We start from the raw sequence: 20,821 nt of genomic DNA, 5'->3' as shown, positions 1-20,821 counted from the left end.
TTCCGTGCCCGCCCCCGGCCAGGGAAAGAAGACATGCGGCGTGCTAGGCTGACAGGATTGCGGCCGGCGGAGCCCAGATGAAATCCATTCTGCAGTCCGAAAAGCTCCTGTTGCTGGCCTGCGCGCTGGCCGCCGCCGGCTACCTGGCCGATTCCGGCGCAAGCGGTTACGGCCGCCTTGCCAGCCTGGTCGAGACTGCCGTTTTGATCACCGCCATCCTGGCCGCTTCGCTGAGCGTCGCCCGCCACGCCGAGCGTGTCGCGCAGAAGCTTGGCGACCCTTACGGCAGCATGATCCTGACGCTATCCGCCGTGCTGGTCGAAGTCATCGTGCTGGCAATCGTGTCCACCAAGGCCCACTCACCCACCCTGGTGCGCGACAGTATCTATTCGGCCGTCATGCTGGACATCAACGGCATCCTGGGCGTAGCCGCCCTGATCGGCGGTTTCAAGCACGGCGAGCAGGCATACAACGACGATTCCGCCCGAACTTACAGCGTGATGATCCTGACCGCGGTTACGGTCTCGATGATCATTCCCGAGTTCATTCCGCAGTCGCGCTGGCGCGCGTATAGCAGTTTCACGATTGCGGCCATGCTGCTCCTGTACGGCGTGTTCCTGCGCATGCAGACTGGCCCGCACAGCTACTTCTTCAGCTACAGCTATCCGGACAAGAAAACCCGCAGGCCCCTGCCAACCTCAGGCTACCCAACCCGAGGCCAATCGGCGGCGGTCATGGCGATCGGCATCATTGCCGTGGGCGCGCTTGCCGAACTGATGTCCCATTCCCTCGATCGCAGCCTGGAAGGCATCGAAGTGCCTCCTGGCTTGGTGGCACTGATCGTGGCCGGCATTTCCGCCGCGCCGGAAATGCTGACCGCATTGCGCGCGGCGCTCGCGAACCGGATGCAATCGGTGGTCAATATCGCGCTTGGCGCTTCGTTGTCCACGGTGATACTGACCGTGCCGGCGATGGAGGCCCTGGCCTTGATCACAGGTCAGCGCATCGTCATGGCCATGACGCCGGCGCAGACATTGATGATGCTCGTCACCCTGCTGGTGGCGGCAATCAACCTCAATGACGGCCAGACCAACGCGATCGAGGGCATGACCCATTTCATCCTGTTTGGCACCTTCCTCATGCTGCTGGGACTGGGCTTGTAGCGTTCTGACCCGGCTCAGGCGTTCAGATGCGGGCCAGGCGGCCGAATCCGGCGCCGTGAACAGGCGCGCCGCTCCCGAGTCCGGGCATAGGCAATTCTTGGGCCCAACCCGCCGCCAGGGCTTGCGCGACATGCACGGGATCTGCCGTCCTGGCGTGCTCGTTGCGGATGCGGCAGGTCTGCGGGTCCATGGCGAACAGGCCGCGCGCAGATACCCGCGCCTGTTCGATCAACTGCGTGGTCTTGGGAATGCGTATCTGCGCAAATTCACTCAGAGCCGCCGCCAGGCCCGCGTCCGGGCCGTTCAGGCATCGGGCCAGGTGCCAGGCATCCTCCAGCGCCTGGCACGCGCCCTGCCCCGAGGTCGGCAGGGGCGCGTGCGCGGCGTCGCCCACCAACAGCACGTTGCCCCGGCTCCAGCTTGTCAGGGGATCGAGGTCGTGCACGGCGATCAGGCGGATGGCGTGCGCCGGCGTCGCGCGGATGATGCGGGCGACAGGGTCGGGCCATATCCCGAACAACGCCTCGACCTCCTGGCGCAGGTCCGCCGCAGGCCCGGCCGCGGACAAGGGCCGCGCCTGCGCGCCCGCCCAGTAGACCAGGCCCGGCCGCACCGCCACGGCGCCAAAGCGCTCGCCCGCGCCCCAATAGTCCTGGATGGCGATTTCGTCGACCAGCACACCGTCCGCCTGCGCCACGCCTATCCAATTCACGAAGCCCTGATAAACCGGCGCGTTGTCTCCCGCGACGAATCGGCGCGCCACCGAATCCATGCGGCCATCGGCGCCGATGATCACGGCGCGGGTTCGGGCGCTGCTGGAATTGATGCAGGCGCGGCTGGGTGCGATGGGCCGCCGTTCCTGACGTTTCCCATCGGTAGCCATCGGATAGCGCAACCCGCCCTTATGGGCGCAGACCGAGTACCAACGCGCCAGACGCCAGGCTGGCCACCGCGATCAGCGCCCAAGCACGTTGCGCGCTGCGGGCGCCGAACACGCCTACGCCGATCGCCGTGTATACGACAAAGCTCAAAAGCGTTCCGCCGAGCACGCCGGCAGCCGGCGAGACGCCGGCCCTGGCAGGCCACGCCAGCGCCAGGACCGACATCGCCAGGGCGGATAACAGGTAGCCGCCCGCTGCCGCAGCCATCACGCGGCTCGCGATTCCCCAGCGATAAACTGCATCATCGTGGCTGGCAGGAGGCGCTTTGCGCGACGGCGGCGCGGCGACCGCTGGCACGGCCTTCCAGCGCCGCCCCAGCGCATGAGCCATGCAGGCAAGCAGCAGGCCAAACCCGAGCGCAGTGATCTCCACTGCCGCCTGCGGCCATTCTCCCCGGGCTGCATAGGTCCATGCATGCCGGCCCGTCGTCACCCAGTTCAATAGCGGCAGCCCCAGGCAGAGCACGGCAGCCGCAGCCAGTTGCTCGATCCATGCGCTGCGCGGCGCGCGCAACAGCGCATGGACCAGGGTCGCGGCCCACACGGCGAAGAAAATGCGAATCTCCCAGACGCTGCGTTCCGGCCAGGCGGCGGGGATCAGGCGGTTGCCGTAAAAGTAGGCGATGCTTGCCACGGCGACGCCCGCCAGCGCCGCCACGTTCAATGCCTCCACGCAACGGTAGACCCGCGCCGTGCCCCTCCCGAATTCATGCTCGCTCTTCTTGCGCCGCTTGATGGAGTACAGCAGCGTGCCGATGGCGATCATGGCGGTTCCCATCAGGCCGCTGAAGAAATACAGCCACTTGATGGTCCATCCGCCAAAGTCTGCCTTGTGCAGGGTTTCGATCGTCTCATGGACCTGCTTTGCTTCAAACCCCTCGTGATGAGCGGGCACGACCTGCAAGACCGCTCCGCTCGCGCCATCGAACACGACGCGGCTGGCATCTGTGAGCAGGCGCGGGGCGGCGCCGGCCAGGGGCTTGCGCCCGGACACCAGGACGATGCCGCGCGCATCGCCCGCACGCGCTATCGTGATGCGCGCGGCTTCCTGCCCGGTCAGCTCGCGCGCGCGCGACAGCATGGGATACAGATCCGGAGCCCCGTCAAAACCGGGCCCTGCGAGGCGAGGCTCAGGCAGCGCAGGCGCGAGCTCGGCCTGGTAGCGGCGATAGGCGCCGGCGTCTCCGCCATACGCCGCATGCAGCGGCCAGGGCATGTAACTGGTGTAGAAGAACGCCAGGCCCGTGTAGCCGATCATGAAGAGGAACGGCAGCGTCAGCACTGCCGTGGCGTTGTGCGCGTCCAGCCAGCTGCGCAGTTCCTTGCCCGGACGAAAAGTGAAAAAGTCCTTGAAGATGCGCTTGTGCACCACCACGCCGGAGACCAGCGCGACCAGCATGCACATGGATATCCAGCCCACCAGCCAGTAGCCCGGCAAGCCGCCGTGCAAGGTGTAGTGGAAGGACATGAAATGCCGGCCGCCCTCGGTCTCGCGGATCTGGGGCGGCGGCTGCACTGCGCCCGTGCGCGAGTCCAGCCAGATCTCTTGGCGTGCGCCGTCGTCGGTGCGCCAGGAAAGTTGCGCCGGCCAGCCGGGCCGGACCGGCAGGGAGATGTCCCAGGCGGAAGCCGCCGCCGCGCGGGACGACAGCTCCTGCGTGGCGCGCGGCAGCCACTGCCGGGCGTCCACGGCCGCGGCAGCGGGATCGGCCGGCGGCCCTGCTTCCATCCAGCGCGTGATGGGTTCCCGGAACACGCTGAGCGTGCCGGTCAGGAAGATCGCGCACAGTAGCCAGCCGCAGGTCAGGCCGCACCAGGTGTGCAGCCATGACATGCTTTGGCGAAATCCCCCTTTCACAACCGGGTCCGCAGGCCGCCGTGATCATCGGCCGACACGCGGCCGGTCACAGCGTACCCCGCAAGGTCAGCATCACGTTGCGAGGCTCGCCGTAGTGGTTGCCGCGCCGGATCTGGCTGACCATGCCGTAGTAGTCCTTGTCGAACACGTTCGCCACGTTCAGGCTGGCGGACCAGTGCTTGTTGATGCGATAGCCCGCGCGCAGGTCCCACACCGCGCGGCCGGGCGCGCCCATCCGCACCGACATGTCGTCATAGGCCTTGTACGAGTAGCCGCTTTGCGCCGACACGCCGCCGCCGACGCTGAAGGCGTTCCAGCGCCCCGGCAGCTGGTACGTGGTGGACAGGCGGAACAGATGGCGCGGGGTTTCCGCGCTGATCGTCTCGCCTTCGTCGTCGCGGCTGGTGACGTAGGTGTAGCCGGCCATCACTTGCCAACCCGGCGACAGTTCCCCGCTGGCTTCCAGTTCAAAGCCCTTGCTGCGCAGCGTCCCGCCGTTGCGATAGCAATTGGGCGAGGCCAGCGAACCCGGGCAGTTTCCGGGGGCAGACAAGTCCTCCACTGCGATGCCGGACTTCTTCACGGTGAATACCGCTGCGGATAGGTTCAAGCGTCCGTCGTAGAGTTCGCCCTTCACCCCCGCCTCGTAGTTGGCGCCGATGGACGGGTCCAGCGGCTTGCCCGAAGACGTTACGTAGGTGCTCTGCGGCTGGTAGGTGTCCGCATAACTGGTGTAGACCGACCATTGCTGGTCCAGGTCGTAGACCAGTCCGGCATAGGGCGTGAATTCGTGCTTCTGCTCATAGTCCCGGGTTCTCGCGCCCGTCAGACCATCGTCGGACCGGTACTTCAGCCAGCTGAACTTGCCTCCCAGCAGCAAATGCAACGGGTCCGCCAATTGCAGGCGCATGCTGCCGTACAGGCTGGTCTGCTCCAAACGCGACGTTTCCTTGCTGCCCCACGCTGGACGCGTGGGCTCAGGAATGGAGGAATGGTCCGGGTCGTACACGTTGATGGGCGAGTCGCTGTCCAGATTCGCCGACTTCTGGTTGACGCGCTGGCGCGACCAGCTGGTGCCAAGCAGAATCTGGTGCGTGCCGCCCAGCGCCTGGAAACTGCCCGTGGTGTTCAGATCGATGCCATCGCTTTTCACGCTCGCATTGTTGAAATAGATGGTATAGAAGCTGGAACCCACGCCGGTCGCCCGATCCACGCCGCCGACCGGAATGGCCACGCGCTGGTCCAGGTCGACCTCGGTGTGATTGAGCGACAGGCGCACTTTCCAGTCCTTGTCGAGCCGGTGCTCGGCTTCGGCGAACACTTCGTTCACCTGGCCCTTCTGCCGGTTCCAATCCTGGATCAGCGAGGTCGAGCGCGAAACGTCCAGCGCGCCGCCGTCGGTATAGCGCGGCAGGCCGAACAACCAATAGCCGTCCGTATCGGTGGCCTGGTGACGCGCCCCGAACGTCAGCGTCGTGTCGCGCCCGAGATCGGCGTCGATCACGCCGTAGACCAGGGGCGATTTCGACTTCGTGCCATCGTAGAAGTAATGGCGGTCCTGATAGGCGGTCACCAGGCGGCCGCGCACCGTGCCGGACTCGTTGAGCGGGCCGCCGCCATCGAGTTCCATGCGGTAGTTGTCCCAGGATCCCACCGTGGTGGAGCCCTCGAAATGCCCTTCGCCGCGCGGACGCTTGCGCACCATGTTGATCGCGCCGCTGGGATCCGCCGAGCCCAGCATCAAGCCGGCCGCGCCGCGCAGCACTTCCACACGATCGAAGACAGCGGTGTCGATGGGCAACCAGCCCACCGGGGCATAGACCACGCCGGCCACGCCGTCGACCAGGTAATTGCTGTCGTCCACCGTGAAGCCGCGGATCGAGAACTTGTGGTTGCCGAAGTTTCTTGCCGTCTTGGTCACGCCGGTGGTCTGCGCCAGCGCCTCGTCCAGCGTGGTCAGGTTCTTGTCGTCCAGCAGCTGGCGCGTGAGCACGCTGACCGATTGCGGCGTCTCCTTGACCGACTGTGTCATCTTGCTGATCGTGATGGCATCGCTCGTGTATGAGCCGGTTCCTTCGGTGGTGGGATTGCCCACGCCGCTGCCGGTGACTGTCACCGACTGCAGCGTGACAGCATCGCCCGAGGCTTGCCCGACCACCGTCAAGGTGTACGCATTCGGCCTGGCGCTGTTCACACGCACGTTGCTACCGGACAGCAACTGGTCCAGCGCTTCCCGCGGCGTGTAACGGCCGTTGACCGCTGGCGAGCGTTTGCCCGCCACCACGGCCTCGTCGAACAGCACCTGATGCCGGGACTGCTCCGAAAACATCCTCAAGGCATGCTCCAGCGGCTGAGCCGGAATGCTGAAATCCACCTGCGACGCTTGCGGCTGCGCATGCACCGCAGCGGGCCATGCCAGCGCAGCCAGCGCGCCCGCCACCATTGCCGGCATCGCCCTGAGCTGCATGCCCGTCGTCAACGCGCCGCCAACAAGCGCGCCCTTCAACAATCCCCGTCCCATTCCCGCTCCATCGTTGTTGGCCGCTACCGGCCTTGCGGGAGTAAACGGATTCCGGGGCGGGATTGGGAACCCGCACACCACATGCGAATAAAAATAATTTTCAGGCAGGCACCTGGACGCTCAGCGATCCAGGATCAGGTAGCCGCCGTCGGGCGCGCGCTTGACCTGCACCGGGAGCAGATCCGGCAAGGCTTCCAGGAATGCGGCGGGCGCATTGGTCGCGGCAAAGCCCGAGACCGGCAGGGACTTCAGGCCCGGGCTGGCCAGCGCCACCGGCTTGCCCAGGTACTGCGCGACTTCCTGGACCACTTCGCCCAGCGGCGTGCGCCGGTACACCAGACGGCCATTGCGCCACCCGCCCACGCCGTCCGGCACCGCTGCCACTGCCTGATAGGTGGCGTTTCGCGCATCCACGGTCACGCCTTGCTCGGCGTTCAGCGACAATTCCGGCGTGGCCTTGTCGCGATCGGGCTGCACACGCACACGGCCGTGCGACACCTTGACGACGACCTGATCCGGGGTGTTGCGCACATTGAAGGCCGTGCCCACCACGGTGATCCGGCTTTGCCGTGCATCGACGGTGAACGGACGGCTGGTATCCGGCGCCACGTCGAAGAACCCTTCGCCCTGGTTCAACACCAGCTCGCGGCGCCGCGGGTAGTACCGGACCTCCAGCGTACTGCCGAAATTCAGCGCGACATGGGAGCCGTCGGGCAGGTCCAGCTGACGCACCTCTCCCGCCGCCGTGCTCACGCTCAACACATAACCGGGCGTGTTGTCCCAGCGATACCAACCGTAGCCGCCGCCCACGACCAGCGCCGCACAGGCGGCGGCGAAGGTCTTCGAAAAGACGGGTTGCCCCAGCAGCGCGCCCCAGAAACGCGGCTGGGTGGAGGCCTTCCGCGAGGCGCGTCGCGGCAAGCGCGGGGATGGACGGCTGGCCGCCTGCGCGTCGCGGGCCAAGACGGGGCGAGGCGCCTGCGACAGGTCATCCCACGTTCGCGATACCCGCGAATAGGCCTGCCGATGCGCGGGCTGGGCGGCCAGCCAGGCATGCAATTCCTGCTCATCAGCGTCCGACCAGCTGGCGTCCTGGCGACGCACCAGCCATTCAGCCGCCGCTTCGTGCAAGGCGAGCGTGTCCGGCGAGGCAGAGGAAGACGGTTCGGTCATGACGAGGCGGAGTCGCTATTGTTGTTCTTGTCCAGGCCGGCGTCATCGCCAGCGGGCCGATGCAATTGCTGCATCTGGGCAACCGTAGCATAGTGCACGCGGACCTCGCAGTAAGCGATTGCCCGCGCCAGATGCTTGACCACCATGCGCCGCGATATCTGCATGCGGGCGGCGACTTCGTCCTGTGTCAATCCATCGAAACGGCTCAGCACAAAGGCTTCGCGCTGGCGTTCGGGGAGTTCCTGCAAGGCCTCGCCCAGGCGCGCCAACCGTTGCTGATGCGCGGCAGCGCGCATGGGGCATGAAGCATCGCCCGCCGCCAGGGCCCGCACGCCCTCTTCCGCTTCATCGAGCGACACGGTCTGCAGGCGCCGCCCCGCCTTGCGCTCGCGGAATTCGTCCGCCACGCCGTTCAATACCGTCCTGCGCAGGTATGCGCCCTGCTCATCGGAAGAATCCAGCGCGGGATTGGCCGCCACCCATTTGACGACGCCATCGTGCAGCGCGTCCTCGGCGCTGCCGATGCTGCCCTTGAAGCGGGCCAGGCCGCGCATGAGCGGCAAGCGCCAGCGCGCATAGGCTTTGGCGATCGCGCTGGAATTTCCGTTCTGGTCGTCGGCGGATGCGGGCGTCGTGTCGGACGCCAGCAAAGGGTTGCGGCTCATGCGGCGCGGGTCGGTTGAAAGTGGCCGGATTGTACTGAGATTTATTCTCAGTCGCAATGCAGCGCACCCCCAGCCCGTTCACCGGTCAACCCTCGCGCCTCACGGCGCCACTTGATACCCGCGCTGCTGCATGCAATTGCTATATGTAGAGGCCGCTGCCGCATTCTGTTGCGACGCTTCGGCGCGATCCTGGCGGCGGTCCTGGCGTTGCCGCGAACCGCCCACGACCATCCCTGCCGCCGCCGCGTCTTTCGCCTGGTTCTGCCGGTATTGCTGCTTGGCATCGTCGCTCATCCGGTCGTAGACCTCCTCGTGCTGATTGCCGCGCACGCTGGCTGCCGCCGCACCCGCAGCCGCGCCCGCAGCGGCGCCACGGACCCGTCCGCCGGATTTAGGATCGTTCGTGCTGGTGCTGGCGCCGCTGCCTGCCAGAGCCTGGCATGCGCTGATGTCCTGCTGGGTGGTTTGGGGCGATTGCCCTTTGAGCGGGGTTACCGTCTGTGCGGTGGCGCACAGGCAGAACAAGGAAAGAAGCGTCGCGGTACAGGGGTGTATGGACTTTTTCATGAAAAACTCCATTGAAGGCAAGAAACCCACCACCTTTGAGTTTAGCGCCGCACATCGAAGCGAGCCCAGGAACTGCGCAGCGAAATCCTATGCCAAATGCCTGATTAACGCTGAAACCGCTTGATTGATGAACGGATTTGGCATTCCGGCAAGCTGGAACAATGCGGGGCGCGACCTGGAGCGGGTTGGAATATTGAAGCAGGCAGCCTTGCTGCACGTAAGCACTTCAGTAGTGTGAGCAATAGATCAAGCGCAGCTTCGCCGCTCCTTTTGGCCATCCATTTCCAGGCACCCACGGACCGTGACAAGCAACAATCTACGAGAGATTATTCATTCGCTACGCGAACGGCTGACCACCGGCAGGCTCGGCGCCGGCATCGTCACTTCGATGACTGGCATGCTTGCCGCTGCCGGATACGAATACGACGTGGCCCGGTTTCCCGCGCTTCCTTCCAACCACGCCTGGCCCACCGATTTGCAGGACGCTCCGCAATCCCTGGCTGAGGCCCTGCTGTGGAAAATGGGCAAGTGGGAAGTCTATAGATCGTTCGTCGGATATGTCGCCGATGCCAACAGCGCGCCAAAGACCACCGACGTTGTTTTCTACGCGTTCGCAAAGCATCTTGCGAATTCATCCCGGCCCATCTACGACCAGCACGCCCTGCGCGCGCTCTGGGCCATCGACAGCGGCATGACCCATGGCCAGATCGGACTATGCCGCAGCCTCCTGGCCACTAGGGATGGAAAATGGAAAGCCTCGGCCAGCGGCGCAAGCACGTCCGAGGGATATCAACTCTATCTTGATCGCGTGGAGCGGATCCGCGATGAGAGCCTGACTCTGGATGCGCTCGACAGATTGCTGATGCCGCTGGGGCAGGCCCTGAAGCAACACACCGCAGACCGGGCCGACAAAGAGCGCACCACGCACATCACCGAGTTCAACCGGCTCGCCGGTCTTGCAGAGTGACGCCACGCGCCGCCGCATGACATGCCTGGACGCCCCACGGCCTCCAGGCCCCGGGGCTTAATTCGCCTTCTCGTCCTCGCCCTTGTAACCGCTGATATAAGCCCGCCCCGAGCAGCGCACGAAGGCCACGCAGGTCAGGCCGCCGCTCTTGGCGTCGCAGGTGGCGCGCGCTTCGTTGCGCGCGGCCACCGGATCGGGATTCTTCGCGGTAAAGCTGGTGCCGCGGCCCTTGCTGCCCTTGCCCCAGGCCATGCCGACGCAGGTGTCGGTATAGGTGAGCACCGTGCGGCAGCCCACGCAGTCTTCCCACTTGAGCAAGGCGTCGACCGCTTCCTTCTCGCTCGGATAGCCATCGGCATAGGTCAGCTGGCCCGAGTCCTTTTCAGCCACGGAGCCCCAATAGCCGCGCGAATCCAGCTTGGCCGACAGGGCTTCGAGCTGGGCGGGCGTGGCGGTGTCGGGCGCCTTCAGGTCGGCTTCGCTGTAGCCCGGGCCGACGCACAAGGGCATGACGGCAAGCTTGCACTTGCCGTCGGCGCTGTCGTTGGTGCAGGTGCGGATGGCCTTCTTCGCGGCGACCTCGGGCGACACGCTGGCGCCCCAGAACAGGTCGCCGCGCGAATTGCGCGAGAACGCCACGCAGCTGTCAGAGAATGAGGTGACGCTCTTGCAGCCCTTGCCCCCGGCCTTGTTGCACTTGGCCAGCGCGGCGTCCTGCGCTTCCTTGGTGGAGGTTTCGGGCATGACCCAATACAGCTTGGCGTGCGCTTCGTCGGTGGCCACGGCGCCGTACAGCGTGTCGGCGTGCGCCGCTGGGGCAGCCAAGCCCAGCGCCAGCGCGCCTGCGCCGGCCAATGCGGCCACGGTGGAACGGAACTGAACGAGCAATCGCGCGAGCATCATGGGTGTGCAATATCCAGTGGTTGTGGCGCCGTGCGCCTCGCGATCTGCCATCGCCAAGGCGCCCCCGGGGCGCAGAACGCGCGGATCGTAGCACGTTACAGTTTGTCTTCCTCTCCCCGCTTTCTCACGTTTCCAGGTATTACGTAACCAATTTTTCAGCGGGAGAAAGCCGATGCGCCACTATTTTTTCGTTAACATTCTGCCCTCGCAGCGCAGCGTCAGACGACCGCCTGCAGGTGTACGCCGCACTGCCAGTGCTCGGGCGCCGCGATACGACTAGTCACGAAACGAAACTAAAACAAGACAAAATCTTGCGGCCGCTGAATTATGTTCCGGCACGCCGGATCTTTGAGGGAGCTAGGGCTCAGCATGAATAAATCGCGACTCCGTTCGACCTGGTTGCTGGGCCGCGCCCTGCCGGCGGCCCTGGTCCTTGCCGCCTTGGCCGGCTGCGCGCCGATGCCCACGGGCGGCAGTTCCACGCTGCCCTCGCTGACCAACATTTTTTCGTCCGGGCTGTCGTTCTCGCCCAGCGTGAACGTGGCCAAGAACATGAAGGGCCGTCCGGTCGGCGACGCCATCACGGCGCTGGGCGAACCGTCGAAGAAGCGCGGCGTGGGCAACACGATGGAGCTCATCTGGTCGGACTACCAGACCGCGCCCTATACGGAATGGGTCTCGACCGGCACCTCCCAGCAGGTGGTGGGCATGATTCCGGCCACCTCGACCAGCGCCGCGACCCCCGTCTTCCAGAACACCAACCACGGCTATTACAACAACCGCACCAAGGTCTACGAATGCACCGTGGTGATGCGCATGCAGAACAGCGTCATCATCGACAGCCAGGTGGACGGCAATGTCTGCCCCGAATTCATCGCCGCGCTGCGCAAGTGGGCGGGCGAGCGTGAAGCCAACAACTACCGCAGCAATTAAGGCAGCGCCCCCTCTTGTCGAACAAACTCGGAGCCCGCCATTTCCTCGCGGCGACGGCTGACGCCATGCGCCAGCAGGGCCGCGCCATACTGGCCGCGGCCCCCTGGTCGCTGGCGCTATTCATCCTGTCGCTGCCTTTCGCCTTGCTGATCACCAACCTGTTTCCGTACGGGAATGGGCTGTTCATGGCGCTGGCGCTGATCAACCTGATTGCGTTGGCGCGCATGACCTGCGCCTGGCATCGCGTCGTCCAGCCGGCGGACTTGACGGACGTCGGCGCCACCCGCGGCAGCGCGGCGCAGGCCCGTCATCTGGCGTTGCTCTGCGCGCTCGTTATTGCAGGCACTGCGATGGCCCGCGCCACCGGGGACCTGCCCTATGTGATCTACATGGTGCTGGCGGGATCGAATGACGCCGTGTTCTGGAGCGTCTTGTGCGCCGCGCTGGCGCTGATCTGGGTGCCCACGCTGTACGCGCTGGCAATGTATGGACTGAGCCTGCCGCGCGCGGCGGTAGCCGGCGAGTACCGTTTCCACGCCGCGCGCGCCGCCATGCCGTACAAGCCCTGGCCGCTGATGCTGGCGCTGCTCATGTTGATCGCGGCGGCCGGCCATGCCGGCTACATCCTGGGCATGCTCGCGTACGGCTACCCGGACGTTGGACTGGCGCGGGCAGCGATGAGCGCACTGCTCTGCGTCCCGCTCGTGTTTGTGGTGGCAACGATGTATGCGGTTGCCTATCGCGATTCCTGCGAACCGGCTGCGCGGACACTCTCCAGCCGTTCTTGAGCCCGAGCGCAGGCCGTCCAACGAGGCGTGAAGCACGTCTTTTGCTCCCATGCCCTAGTCCAGATCCGACGATCGCGGATACTCGATTTGGAGTATTGCCCGGCCACGCCAGAACTGCAAAAGTCGCTGACAGCGGTTCCCGGGCCACCGCGACGTCGATCATGATGCCGCAGGCCCCTCCCCCAAGTACTTATGAGCACGAGGAATCAGGAGGTGTCGCCATGGACCCCAAGAGTTTTCATTTCCTGCTTCCAGCGGACAAGCGCCCGTCATTCAGCCCGCTGAACGAGGAGGTACACCCCGACTTCCCCTGGCTGACCGCGAATCGCGCTCGGTCGCGCGGAGCGGACGTCTTCGCGGTCATCGACACGATCGTGATCCACGCCACGGCGGGTTATGCCACGCAGCACGCCATTGACAACTGGAAAGTCAGAAAGGCGAGCGCCCACTGGATCGTCCCGGATGAAGACGAGCCGCAGCATGGCCACTTCGTCTGGTCCGTGGTCGCCGAAGCCAAGGCGGCATTCCATGTCGGGGACGTCAACTACGCGCCGCATCTGGGCCAGGGTCCGAACGTCAACAACCGCAGCCTGGGGATCGAGATCGTCAACACCCAGGATGTCCAGAATTACAAGGACCCCTATTCGGCTTGGCAAATCGAAGCGACGGCCCGGATCATTACCTATGCCTGGAGCAAGTATCCGAACCTGAAGCATGTCATTTCGCATGCCAAGCTGGACCCGAATCGCCGGTCGGATCCCGGAATCAACTTTCCCTGGTCCAAGCTGGAGAATCTGGTGTTGTCCCATACTGCGGTAGCGCAACGGAACCCGCTTGTGTTTGCCGCCTATGCCGGCGCGCCGCGAGCCGATTATCCGGGGAACTGCTGCGGGCCCTGATCGCGAAGCCGCTCGAAGCTGACATTTCACTGACTTAAAAACGCGAATAGTTTTTATTCATATAGAATCCGGACTGTCCGTAACCCCATAGCCTGGCAGTCCCGATGTCCCTGCCCCTTTCCACGGGCCCTCATTTCCCACGCAAACGCCTGGTCCTGATCGCCGCCGCGCTGGTCATATTGGCTGCCCTGGCGCTCTGGTACGTCGGATCCAAGGGCACACCCGCCGCGCGTCCGCCCGAGTATGGCCAGATCCCTGTCGCCGTCGCGGTCGAGGCTGCCAGCGCCGGTCCGCTGCAGCGCGACCTGCATGCGCTTGGCACCATCACGCCCCTGGCGCAGGTGACCCTGCGCAGCCAGGTCGATGGCGAACTGCTGAAGCTGCATTTCACTGAAGGCCAGGCCGTGACGCGCGGGCAACTGCTGGCCGAGATCGATGCGCGTCCCTACCTTGCGGCGCTGGCCGCGGCCGAAGGCGAACTGGCGCGCACCCAGGCGCTGCTGGAGAACGCCGAGGCCGATCTGCAGCGCTACCGCAAGCTGGCGCGCCAGGAAGCGGTGTCGGGTCAACAATTGGATACCGCCGAAGCCCAGGTGCGCGCCCATGCGGCCCAGCGGCTACGCAACCAGGCCCAGGTGGCCGACGCCCGGCGCCTGCTGGACCACACCCGTATCGTTGCGCCCCACGACGGCCGCATCGGGCTGCGCCGCATCGACGCCGGCAACCATGTGCGCGCAGCTGACGCCGAGGGCCTGACCACGCTGGTCCAGACCCGGCCGATCTCGGCGCTCTTCAGCATTTCCGAAACGCGCCTGGACATCCTGCGCCAGGCCCAGGCGCGCGACGCCGCGCTGCGGGTCCAGGCCTGGGACGCGGACGACCGCCGTCTGCTGGCCGAAGGCACTTTGGAGGCGCTGGACAACCGCATCCAGGCCGCCAGCGGCACCGTCCGGCTACGCGCGCGCTTCGCCAACGCCGACGAATCGCTGTTTCCGAACCAGTTCGTGAACATCCGGCTGGCGGTGGTACAGCAGGACAACGTCATTTCCATTCCCACGGCCGCGGTGCAGTACGGCTCCGAGGGCGCCTTCGTGTTCGTGATCGGCGAGGACACGCGCGCCACGCGCCGCGTGCTGGAGCTGGGCCCGGCCAACGCTGGCCGCATCGTGGTGCAGGCCGGCCTGGCCGAAGGCGAACGCGTGGTGGTCGAAGGCGTGGACCGCCTGCACGACGGCCGCGACGTGCAAATTGTCGAATCGCAGAAATCATGAGCCTGTCGCGCCCCTTCATCCTGCGCCCCGTCGCCACGTCCTTCCTGATGATCGCCCTGCTGCTGTCGGGCATCCTGGCGTGGCGCATGTTGCCCGTGGCGGCGCTGCCGCAGGTGGATTACCCCATCATCCAGGTGACCACGCAGTACCCCGGCGCCAGTCCGAACGTGACGGCGCGCACCGTCACCGCGCCGCTGGAACGGCGCTTCGGGCAGATACCGGGCCTGAAGCAGATGTCCTCCACCAGCGGCAGCGGCATCTCTGTGATCACGCTGCAATTCGCGTTGGACGTGTCGCTGGGCGTGGCCGAGCAGGAAGTCCAGGCGGCCATCAGCGCCAGCGGCGCGCTGCTGCCCAATGACCTGCCGACGCCGCCCGTGTACCGCAAGGTCAACCCCGCCGACGTGCCTATCCTGACGCTGGCGGTCACGTCGGATTCCCTGCCCTTGCCCCAGGTCTACGACCTGGTCGACACCCGCATGACGCAGCGCCTGTCGCAGTTGTCCGGCGTGGGCATGGTCAGCCTGGCGGGCGGCCAGCGGCCGGCGGTGCGGGTGCAGGTCAATCCCATGGCGCTGGCCGCGCGCGGCCTGCAGCTGGCCGACGTGCAGGAAGCCATCAGCAAGGCCAATTCGAACCAGCCCAAGGGCAGCTTCGACGGGCCGGTGCGCTCGGTCATCATGGACGCCAACGACCAGCTGCAAAGCGCCGAGGAATACCGCGAACTGATCGTGGCCTGGCGCAACGGCGCGCCGGTGCGGCTGGGCCAGGTCGCCACGGTCGAAGACGGGGCGGAAGACCGCTATCTGGCCGCCTGGGTCGACAAGCAGCCGGCCGTGTTGGTCAACATCCAGCGCCAGCCGGGCGCCAACGTCATCGCCGTGGCCGACCAGGTCAAGGCGCTGCTGCCGCAACTGACGGCCAGCCTGCCCGCCGCCGCGCAGGTCCGCGTGCTGACGGACCGCACCGAGAGCATCCGCGCATCGGTGCGCGGCGTGCAATGGGAACTGGCCTTCGCCGTGGGCCTGGTGGTGCTGGTGACGTTCCTGTTCCTGCGCAACCTGCCCGCCACGCTGATCCCCAGCCTGGCGGTCCCCTTGTCGCTGATCGGCACCTTCGGCTTCATGCATCTGGCGGGCTTCTCCACCAACAACCTGACGCTGATGGCCCTGACGATAGGCGCGGGCTTCGTGGTGGACGACGCCATCGTGATGCTGGAAAACATTGCGCGCTACCGCGAGCAAGGCCACAGCCCCATGTCGGCCGCGCTCAAGGGCGCCGGCCAGATCGGCTTCACGCTGGTGTCCCTGACGCTGTCGCTGATCGCCGTGCTGATTCCGCTGCTGTTCATGGAAGACGTGGTGGGCCGTCTGTTCCGCGAGTTCGCTGTGACGCTGGCGGTCGCCATCCTGATATCGCTGGCGGTGTCGCTGACGCTGACGCCGATGATGTGCGCGCGGCTGCTGCCCGCGCACGAAGCGACGCGCCCGGGGCTGCTGGACCGCATCCAGGCCGGCTACGCCCGTTGGCTGGACCTGACCTTGCGCCATCAACGGCTGACGCTGGCCGTGATGCTGGCGACGGTGGCGCTGACCGGGCTGCTGTACCTGGCCGTGCCGAAGGGCTTCTTCCCGACCCAGGACGGCGGCACGCTGCAAGGGGTCACGCAATCGTCCCAGAGCACCTCGTTCGACGCCATGTCGCGGCGCCAGCAGGCGGTGGCCGAGACACTGCTGGCCGACCCCGACGTGGCCAGCCTGTCGTCCTTCATCGGCATCGACGGCATGAACACCACCTTGAATACCGGCCGCTTGCTGATCAACCTGAAACCCTGGTCGGACCGCAGCGCGCCGCTGGCGGACATCATGGCGCGGCTGGATGCGCGCGCCCGCGAGGTCCAGGGCATCTCGCTCTATCTGCAGCCGGTGCAGGAACTCAATATCGAGGACCGCGTGAGCCGCGGCCAGTACCAGTTCACGCTGACCTCCCCCGACAGCGCGCTGTTGGCGCGCTGGACCCATGCCCTGGCCGAACGCCTGGCGCAGTCGCCCGCGCTGGCCGACGTTTCCACCGACCTGCAAGGCGACGGCCGCCAGGCCTACCTGCAGGTCTCTCGCGACGCCGCCGCCCGCCTGGGCGTGACGATGGACGACGTGGCGCAGACCCTCTACAACGCCTTTGGGCAGCGCCAGGTGGCCACCCTGTTCACGCAGTCCAACCAGTACCGGGTCGTGCTGGAAGTGGACCGCAAGCTGGCGCTGAACCCGGACGCGCTGGAACGCATCCATCTGCAGACCGAGGACGGCCAGGCGATCCCGCTGTCGGCGCTGGCCACCGTCAGCGAACGCGCGGCGCCGCTGGCCGTGAACCACTTGTCGCAGTTCCCCGCGGTCAATCTGTCCTTCAACCTGCCCGCCGGCGGCTCCCTGGGAGAGGCCATCGCAGCCATCGAATCGGCGCGGCAGGAGATCGGCATGCCGGTCAGCGTGGAGCTGCGCTTGCAGGGGGCTGCCGCGGCCTTCCAGGCCTCGCTGTCGAACACGCTGTGGCTGATGCTGGCCGCGGTGGTCACCATGTACCTGGTGCTGGGCATGCTGTATGAAAGCGCCATCCACCCGGTGACCATCCTGTCCACCCTGCCCTCGGCCGCGGTGGGCGCCTTCCTGGCGCTGCTGCTTACCGGGCGTCCGCTGGACCTGATCGCCGTCATCGGCATCATCCTGCTGATCGGGCTGGTGAAGAAGAACGGCATCATGATGGTGGACTTTGCCCTGGAGGCAGAACGCTCGCGCGGCCTGGCGCCGCAGGCCGCCATCCGCGAAGCCGCGCTGCTGCGCCTGCGTCCCATTCTGATGACGACGCTGGCCGCGCTGTTCGGCGCGCTGCCGCTGATGCTGGCTACGGGCTCGGGCGCGGAACTGCGCCAGCCGCTGGGCTGGGTCATGGTGGGCGGGCTGCTGGTCAGCCAGGTGCTGACCCTGTTCACCACGCCCGCCGTGTACCTGTTCTTCCACCGCCTGGGCCAGCGCCGCGGCGCCGCAGCCGCCAAACCCGGGGTTGAAGGCCCCGCGCCATGATCCGCGCCTTGCTGCACCGCCCGACCGCCTGCATCTTCCTGGCGATCGCGCTGACCCTGCTGGGTGCGGTCGCATGGCGGCTGCTGCCGGTCGCGCCCTTGCCCCAGGTCGACTTTCCCACCATCGAGGTGCGCGCCGAACTGCCGGGCGCCAGTCCCGAAAGCATGGCCAGCACCGTGGCCGCGCCGCTGGAGCGCGCGCTGGGCAGCATCGCCGGCGTCAGCGCCATGACTTCGTCCAGCAACCAGGGCGCGACCCGCGTACAGCTGCAGTTCGATCTGGATCGCGACATCAACGAGGCCGCGCGCGACGTGCAGGCGGCCATCAACGCGGCCCGCGCCGAGTTGCCCGCCGGCATGCCCGGCAATCCCAGCTATCGCAAGGTCAACCCGTCCCAGGCACCGATCATGGCACTGGCGCTCAGTTCGCCCACCCGTCCCGCGGGCGAACTCTACGACCTGGGCTCGACCGTGCTGGCGCAGAAGATATCGCAGATCAACGGCGTGGGCGAAGTAACCATGGGCGGCAGCTCCCTGCCCGCGGTGCGCGTACAGGTCAATTCCAACGCCCTGGCCCACTATGGCGTGGCGCTGGATGAAGTGCGCCAGGCCATCGCCGACGCCGCGCCCATGCGGCCGCAAGGCCAGTTGGATTCCGCCAGCCGGCGCTGGGAAGTCGGTACGCCCGAACAACCCCGCGCCGCGGGGGACTACGAAAGCCTGATCGTGCGCCACCAGGACGGCGCCGTGATCCGGCTGTCGCAGATCGCACGCGTCAGCGATTCCGTCGAAAACCGCTACAGCAGCGGCTTTCACAACCGCAACCCGGCCGTGGTCCTGACAATCAGCCGCCAGCCCGGTTCGAACATCATCGAAACCATAGGCGCCATCAACCAGGCCCTGCCCGGCCTGCGCGCGCTGATGCCGGCCGACGTGGACCTGACCGTGGCGCTGGACCGCTCGCCTGGCATCAACGCCACCTTGCGCGAAGCGCACATCACGCTGGGGCTGGCCACCGCGCTGGTGATCCTGGTGGTGTGGGCGTTCCTGGGCAATGCACGGGCCGCGGCCATTCCCAGCGTGGCGATTCCGGTGTGCCTGATCGCCACCTTCGCCGTCATGTACCTGTGGGGCTTTTCGCTGAACAATCTGTCGCTGATGGCGCTGATCGTCGCGGCCGGCCTGGTGGTGGACGATGCCATCGTGGTGCTGGAGAACATCTCGCGCCATATCGAGCGCGGCCTCTCGCCGCGCAAGGCCGCGCTGCGCGGCGTGCGCGAAGTAGGCTTCACGCTGGTGGCCATGACCGTGGCGCTGAGCGTGGTTTTCGTCTCCATCCTGTTCATGGGCGGCCTGGTCGAGCGGCTGTTCCGCGAGTTCTCCATCACCCTGGTCGCCGCCACCGTCATCTCGCTGGTGGTCTCGGTCGCCATCATCCCCAGCCTGTGCGCCCGCTGGCTCAGGCCCGCCGTTCCCGCCGCGCACATGGCGAACGCGCGTCCATCGCGCATGCAGGCGATCTTCGAACGCCTGCATGCCTGGTACGGCAACACCCTGTGGCGGGTGCTGGGCCATGCCCGCCTGACGCTATTGCTGCTGGCCGGCGTGGTGGGGCTGAATGTCTACCTGTACGTGCAGGCGCCCAAGGGCTTCCTGCCGGTGCAGGACACCGGCCAGTTGGTGGGCTTCGTGCGCGGCGACGACGGCTTCTCGTTCCAGGTCATGCAGCCCAAGATCGACCAGTACCGCCAACTGGTGCTCAAGCATCCGGCGGTGCAGGACGTCATCGGCTACAACGGCGGCAGCCTGGGCATCAGCAATTCCCTGTTCCTGATCCGCCTGAAGCCCGCCGCCGAACGCCAGGAATCGTCGACCGAGGTCATCAACTGGCTGCGCACCAATGCGCCGGCAGTGCCGGGCGGCATGTTCTTCCTGAACGTGGACCAGGACCTGCGCATGCCCGGCGGGTTCGGTAATTCGGGCGACCATGAACTGGCCATCATGGCCAGCGACGTGCCGGCGCTGCGGCAATGGTCGCGCAAGATCTCCAAGGCCATGCAGGAGATCCCCGAACTGCGCGACGTCGACGCGGAAGGCGACGGCGCCACCCAGCAGGTCGTGATCGACATAGACCGCGCCGCCGCGCAGCGCCTGGGCGTGGACATGGGCACCATCAGCAGCGTGCTCAGCAACTCGTTCAGCCAGCGCCAGGTCGCCACGCTGTACGACGCCATGAACCAGTACCGCGTGGTGCTGGAGCTGGACCCGCGCTACACCGAGGACCCCGAGGTGCTGGAGCAGGTGCAGGTGGTCGCCGCCGACGGCACGCGCGTGCCGCTGACGGCCTTCGCCACTTATGACTACGGCCTGGTGAACGACCGCGTGTTCCATGACGGCCTGTTCGCCGCCGTGGGCGTGGGCTTTTCACTGGCCGAGGGCGTATCGCTGCAACAGGCCCTGGCCGCCATCGACAAGACCATGGCCGAGCTGATGGTGCCCTCGTACATCCAGACCCGCCTGGGCGGCGATGCGCGCAACTTCCAGCAAAGCCTTCAGGACCAGCCCTGGCTGATCCTGGCGGTGCTGGTAGCGATCTACCTGGTGCTGGGCATCCTGTACGAAAGCCCGCTGCATCCGCTCACCATCCTGTCGACCCTGCCGTCCGCCGGCGTGGGCGCGCTGCTGGCGCTGCGCCTGGCCGGCATCGAATTCACGCTGATCGCGCTCTTGGGACTGTTCCTGCTGGTGGGCATCGTCATGAAGAACGCCATCCTGATGATCGACTTCGCGCTCAGCCTGGAACGGCGCGAAGGGCTCACGCCGGAACAGGCCATCCACCGCGCCGCCATGCTGCGGCTGCGGCCCATCGTCATGACCAACCTGGCGGGGCTGCTGGGCGCCCTGCCCCTGGTGCTGGGTATGGGCGAAGGCTCCGAGCTGCGCCGCCCGCTGGGCATCGCCATCGTCGGCGGGCTGATGATCAGCCAGTTCTTGACGCTGTACACCACGCCGATCGTGTATCTGGCGCTGGAGAGGCTGCGGTTGAAGTGGAAGGCTGGCCGGCTGCGTCCTGGCCCCGAGGCCTGAAGCAGGGGCC

General features: G+C 66.4%; 14 protein-coding genes and 1 pseudogene. 8 read left to right on the top strand and 7 right to left on the bottom strand.

What is annotated here, in order from left to right:
- Positions 1-77: 77 nt before the first annotated feature.
- Positions 78-1,163 carry a calcium:cation antiporter gene (locus HV793_RS13045; protein WP_054454757.1) on the top strand — a complete coding sequence of 362 codons (1,086 nt, stop codon included), beginning with the start codon at positions 78-80 and terminating at the stop codon, positions 1,161-1,163.
- A 22-nt stretch (positions 1,164-1,185) separates the two neighbouring features.
- Here HV793_RS13045 and HV793_RS13040 read toward each other — a convergent pair.
- The 6 genes and pseudogenes from HV793_RS13040 to HV793_RS13015 all read right to left on the bottom strand — a co-directional run.
- Positions 1,186-1,959: pseudogene (locus HV793_RS13040) on the bottom strand (FAD-dependent monooxygenase); the annotation flags it as partial.
- A gap of 106 nt (positions 1,960-2,065) precedes the next feature.
- The gene (locus HV793_RS13035; protein ID WP_175213285.1) at positions 2,066-3,937 is read right to left on the bottom strand and encodes a PepSY-associated TM helix domain-containing protein; all 1,872 of its coding nucleotides are present in this window, start codon (positions 3,935-3,937) and stop codon (positions 2,066-2,068) included.
- Between the two features lie 70 nt (positions 3,938-4,007).
- Positions 4,008-6,482, bottom strand: a complete 2,475-nt coding sequence (locus HV793_RS13030; RefSeq protein WP_175213284.1) for a TonB-dependent siderophore receptor — start codon at positions 6,480-6,482, stop codon at positions 4,008-4,010.
- 120 nt (positions 6,483-6,602) lie between these two features.
- Positions 6,603-7,655, bottom strand: coding sequence for a FecR family protein (locus tag HV793_RS13025; RefSeq protein ID WP_054454763.1), 1,053 nt, complete (start codon positions 7,653-7,655; stop codon positions 6,603-6,605).
- A complete protein-coding gene (locus tag HV793_RS13020) occupies positions 7,652-8,320 on the bottom strand; it encodes an RNA polymerase sigma factor (protein WP_054454765.1) in 669 nt (222 codons plus the stop codon). The genes HV793_RS13025 and HV793_RS13020 overlap by 4 nt, the downstream gene beginning before the upstream one ends.
- Before the next feature lie 99 nt (positions 8,321-8,419).
- Positions 8,420-8,887, bottom strand: coding sequence for a YMGG-like glycine zipper-containing protein (locus tag HV793_RS13015; protein WP_054454766.1), 468 nt, complete (start codon positions 8,885-8,887; stop codon positions 8,420-8,422).
- A gap of 301 nt (positions 8,888-9,188) precedes the next feature.
- Here HV793_RS13015 and HV793_RS13010 point away from each other — a divergent pair, with 301 nt between their 5' ends.
- On the top strand, positions 9,189-9,854 hold the full coding sequence (locus tag HV793_RS13010; protein WP_175213283.1) for a hypothetical protein: 666 nt from the start codon (positions 9,189-9,191) through the stop codon (positions 9,852-9,854).
- Between the two features lie 57 nt (positions 9,855-9,911).
- On the opposite strand, the gene HV793_RS13005 is transcribed toward HV793_RS13010, so the two are convergent.
- Positions 9,912-10,757, bottom strand: a complete 846-nt coding sequence (locus HV793_RS13005) for a DUF4189 domain-containing protein (protein WP_175213282.1) — start codon at positions 10,755-10,757, stop codon at positions 9,912-9,914.
- A 369-nt stretch (positions 10,758-11,126) separates the two neighbouring features.
- Here HV793_RS13005 and HV793_RS13000 point away from each other — a divergent pair, with 369 nt between their 5' ends.
- From HV793_RS13000 to HV793_RS12975, 6 genes are all read left to right on the top strand, one after another.
- Complete coding sequence (locus HV793_RS13000; protein WP_054454773.1) at positions 11,127-11,690, top strand: hypothetical protein; 564 nt, start codon at positions 11,127-11,129, stop codon at positions 11,688-11,690.
- Positions 11,691-11,704: 14 nt separating this feature from the next.
- Positions 11,705-12,478, top strand: coding sequence for a hypothetical protein (locus HV793_RS12995; protein WP_175213281.1), 774 nt, complete (start codon positions 11,705-11,707; stop codon positions 12,476-12,478).
- 221 nt (positions 12,479-12,699) lie between these two features.
- Entirely contained in the window at positions 12,700-13,377 is a 678-nt protein-coding gene (locus HV793_RS12990; RefSeq protein ID WP_054454776.1) for an N-acetylmuramoyl-L-alanine amidase, read from the top strand.
- Between the two features lie 104 nt (positions 13,378-13,481).
- Positions 13,482-14,648, top strand: a complete 1,167-nt coding sequence (locus tag HV793_RS12985) for an efflux RND transporter periplasmic adaptor subunit (RefSeq protein WP_175213280.1) — start codon at positions 13,482-13,484, stop codon at positions 14,646-14,648.
- Complete coding sequence (locus HV793_RS12980) at positions 14,645-17,725, top strand: multidrug efflux RND transporter permease subunit (protein WP_175213279.1); 3,081 nt, start codon at positions 14,645-14,647, stop codon at positions 17,723-17,725. The genes HV793_RS12985 and HV793_RS12980 overlap by 4 nt, the downstream gene beginning before the upstream one ends.
- Positions 17,722-20,811: an efflux RND transporter permease subunit gene (locus tag HV793_RS12975; protein ID WP_175213278.1), complete on the top strand. Its 3,090-nt coding sequence runs from the start codon at positions 17,722-17,724 to the stop codon at positions 20,809-20,811. The genes HV793_RS12980 and HV793_RS12975 overlap by 4 nt, the downstream gene beginning before the upstream one ends.
- Positions 20,812-20,821 lie beyond the last annotated feature (10 nt).

This window comes from Achromobacter aegrifaciens, assembly GCF_902859965.1.
Lineage (GTDB): Bacteria > Pseudomonadota > Gammaproteobacteria > Burkholderiales > Burkholderiaceae_B > Achromobacter > Achromobacter aegrifaciens.
Note: the sequence above shows the minus strand (reverse complement) of the source record. Positions and strands in the feature narration are given on the sequence as shown.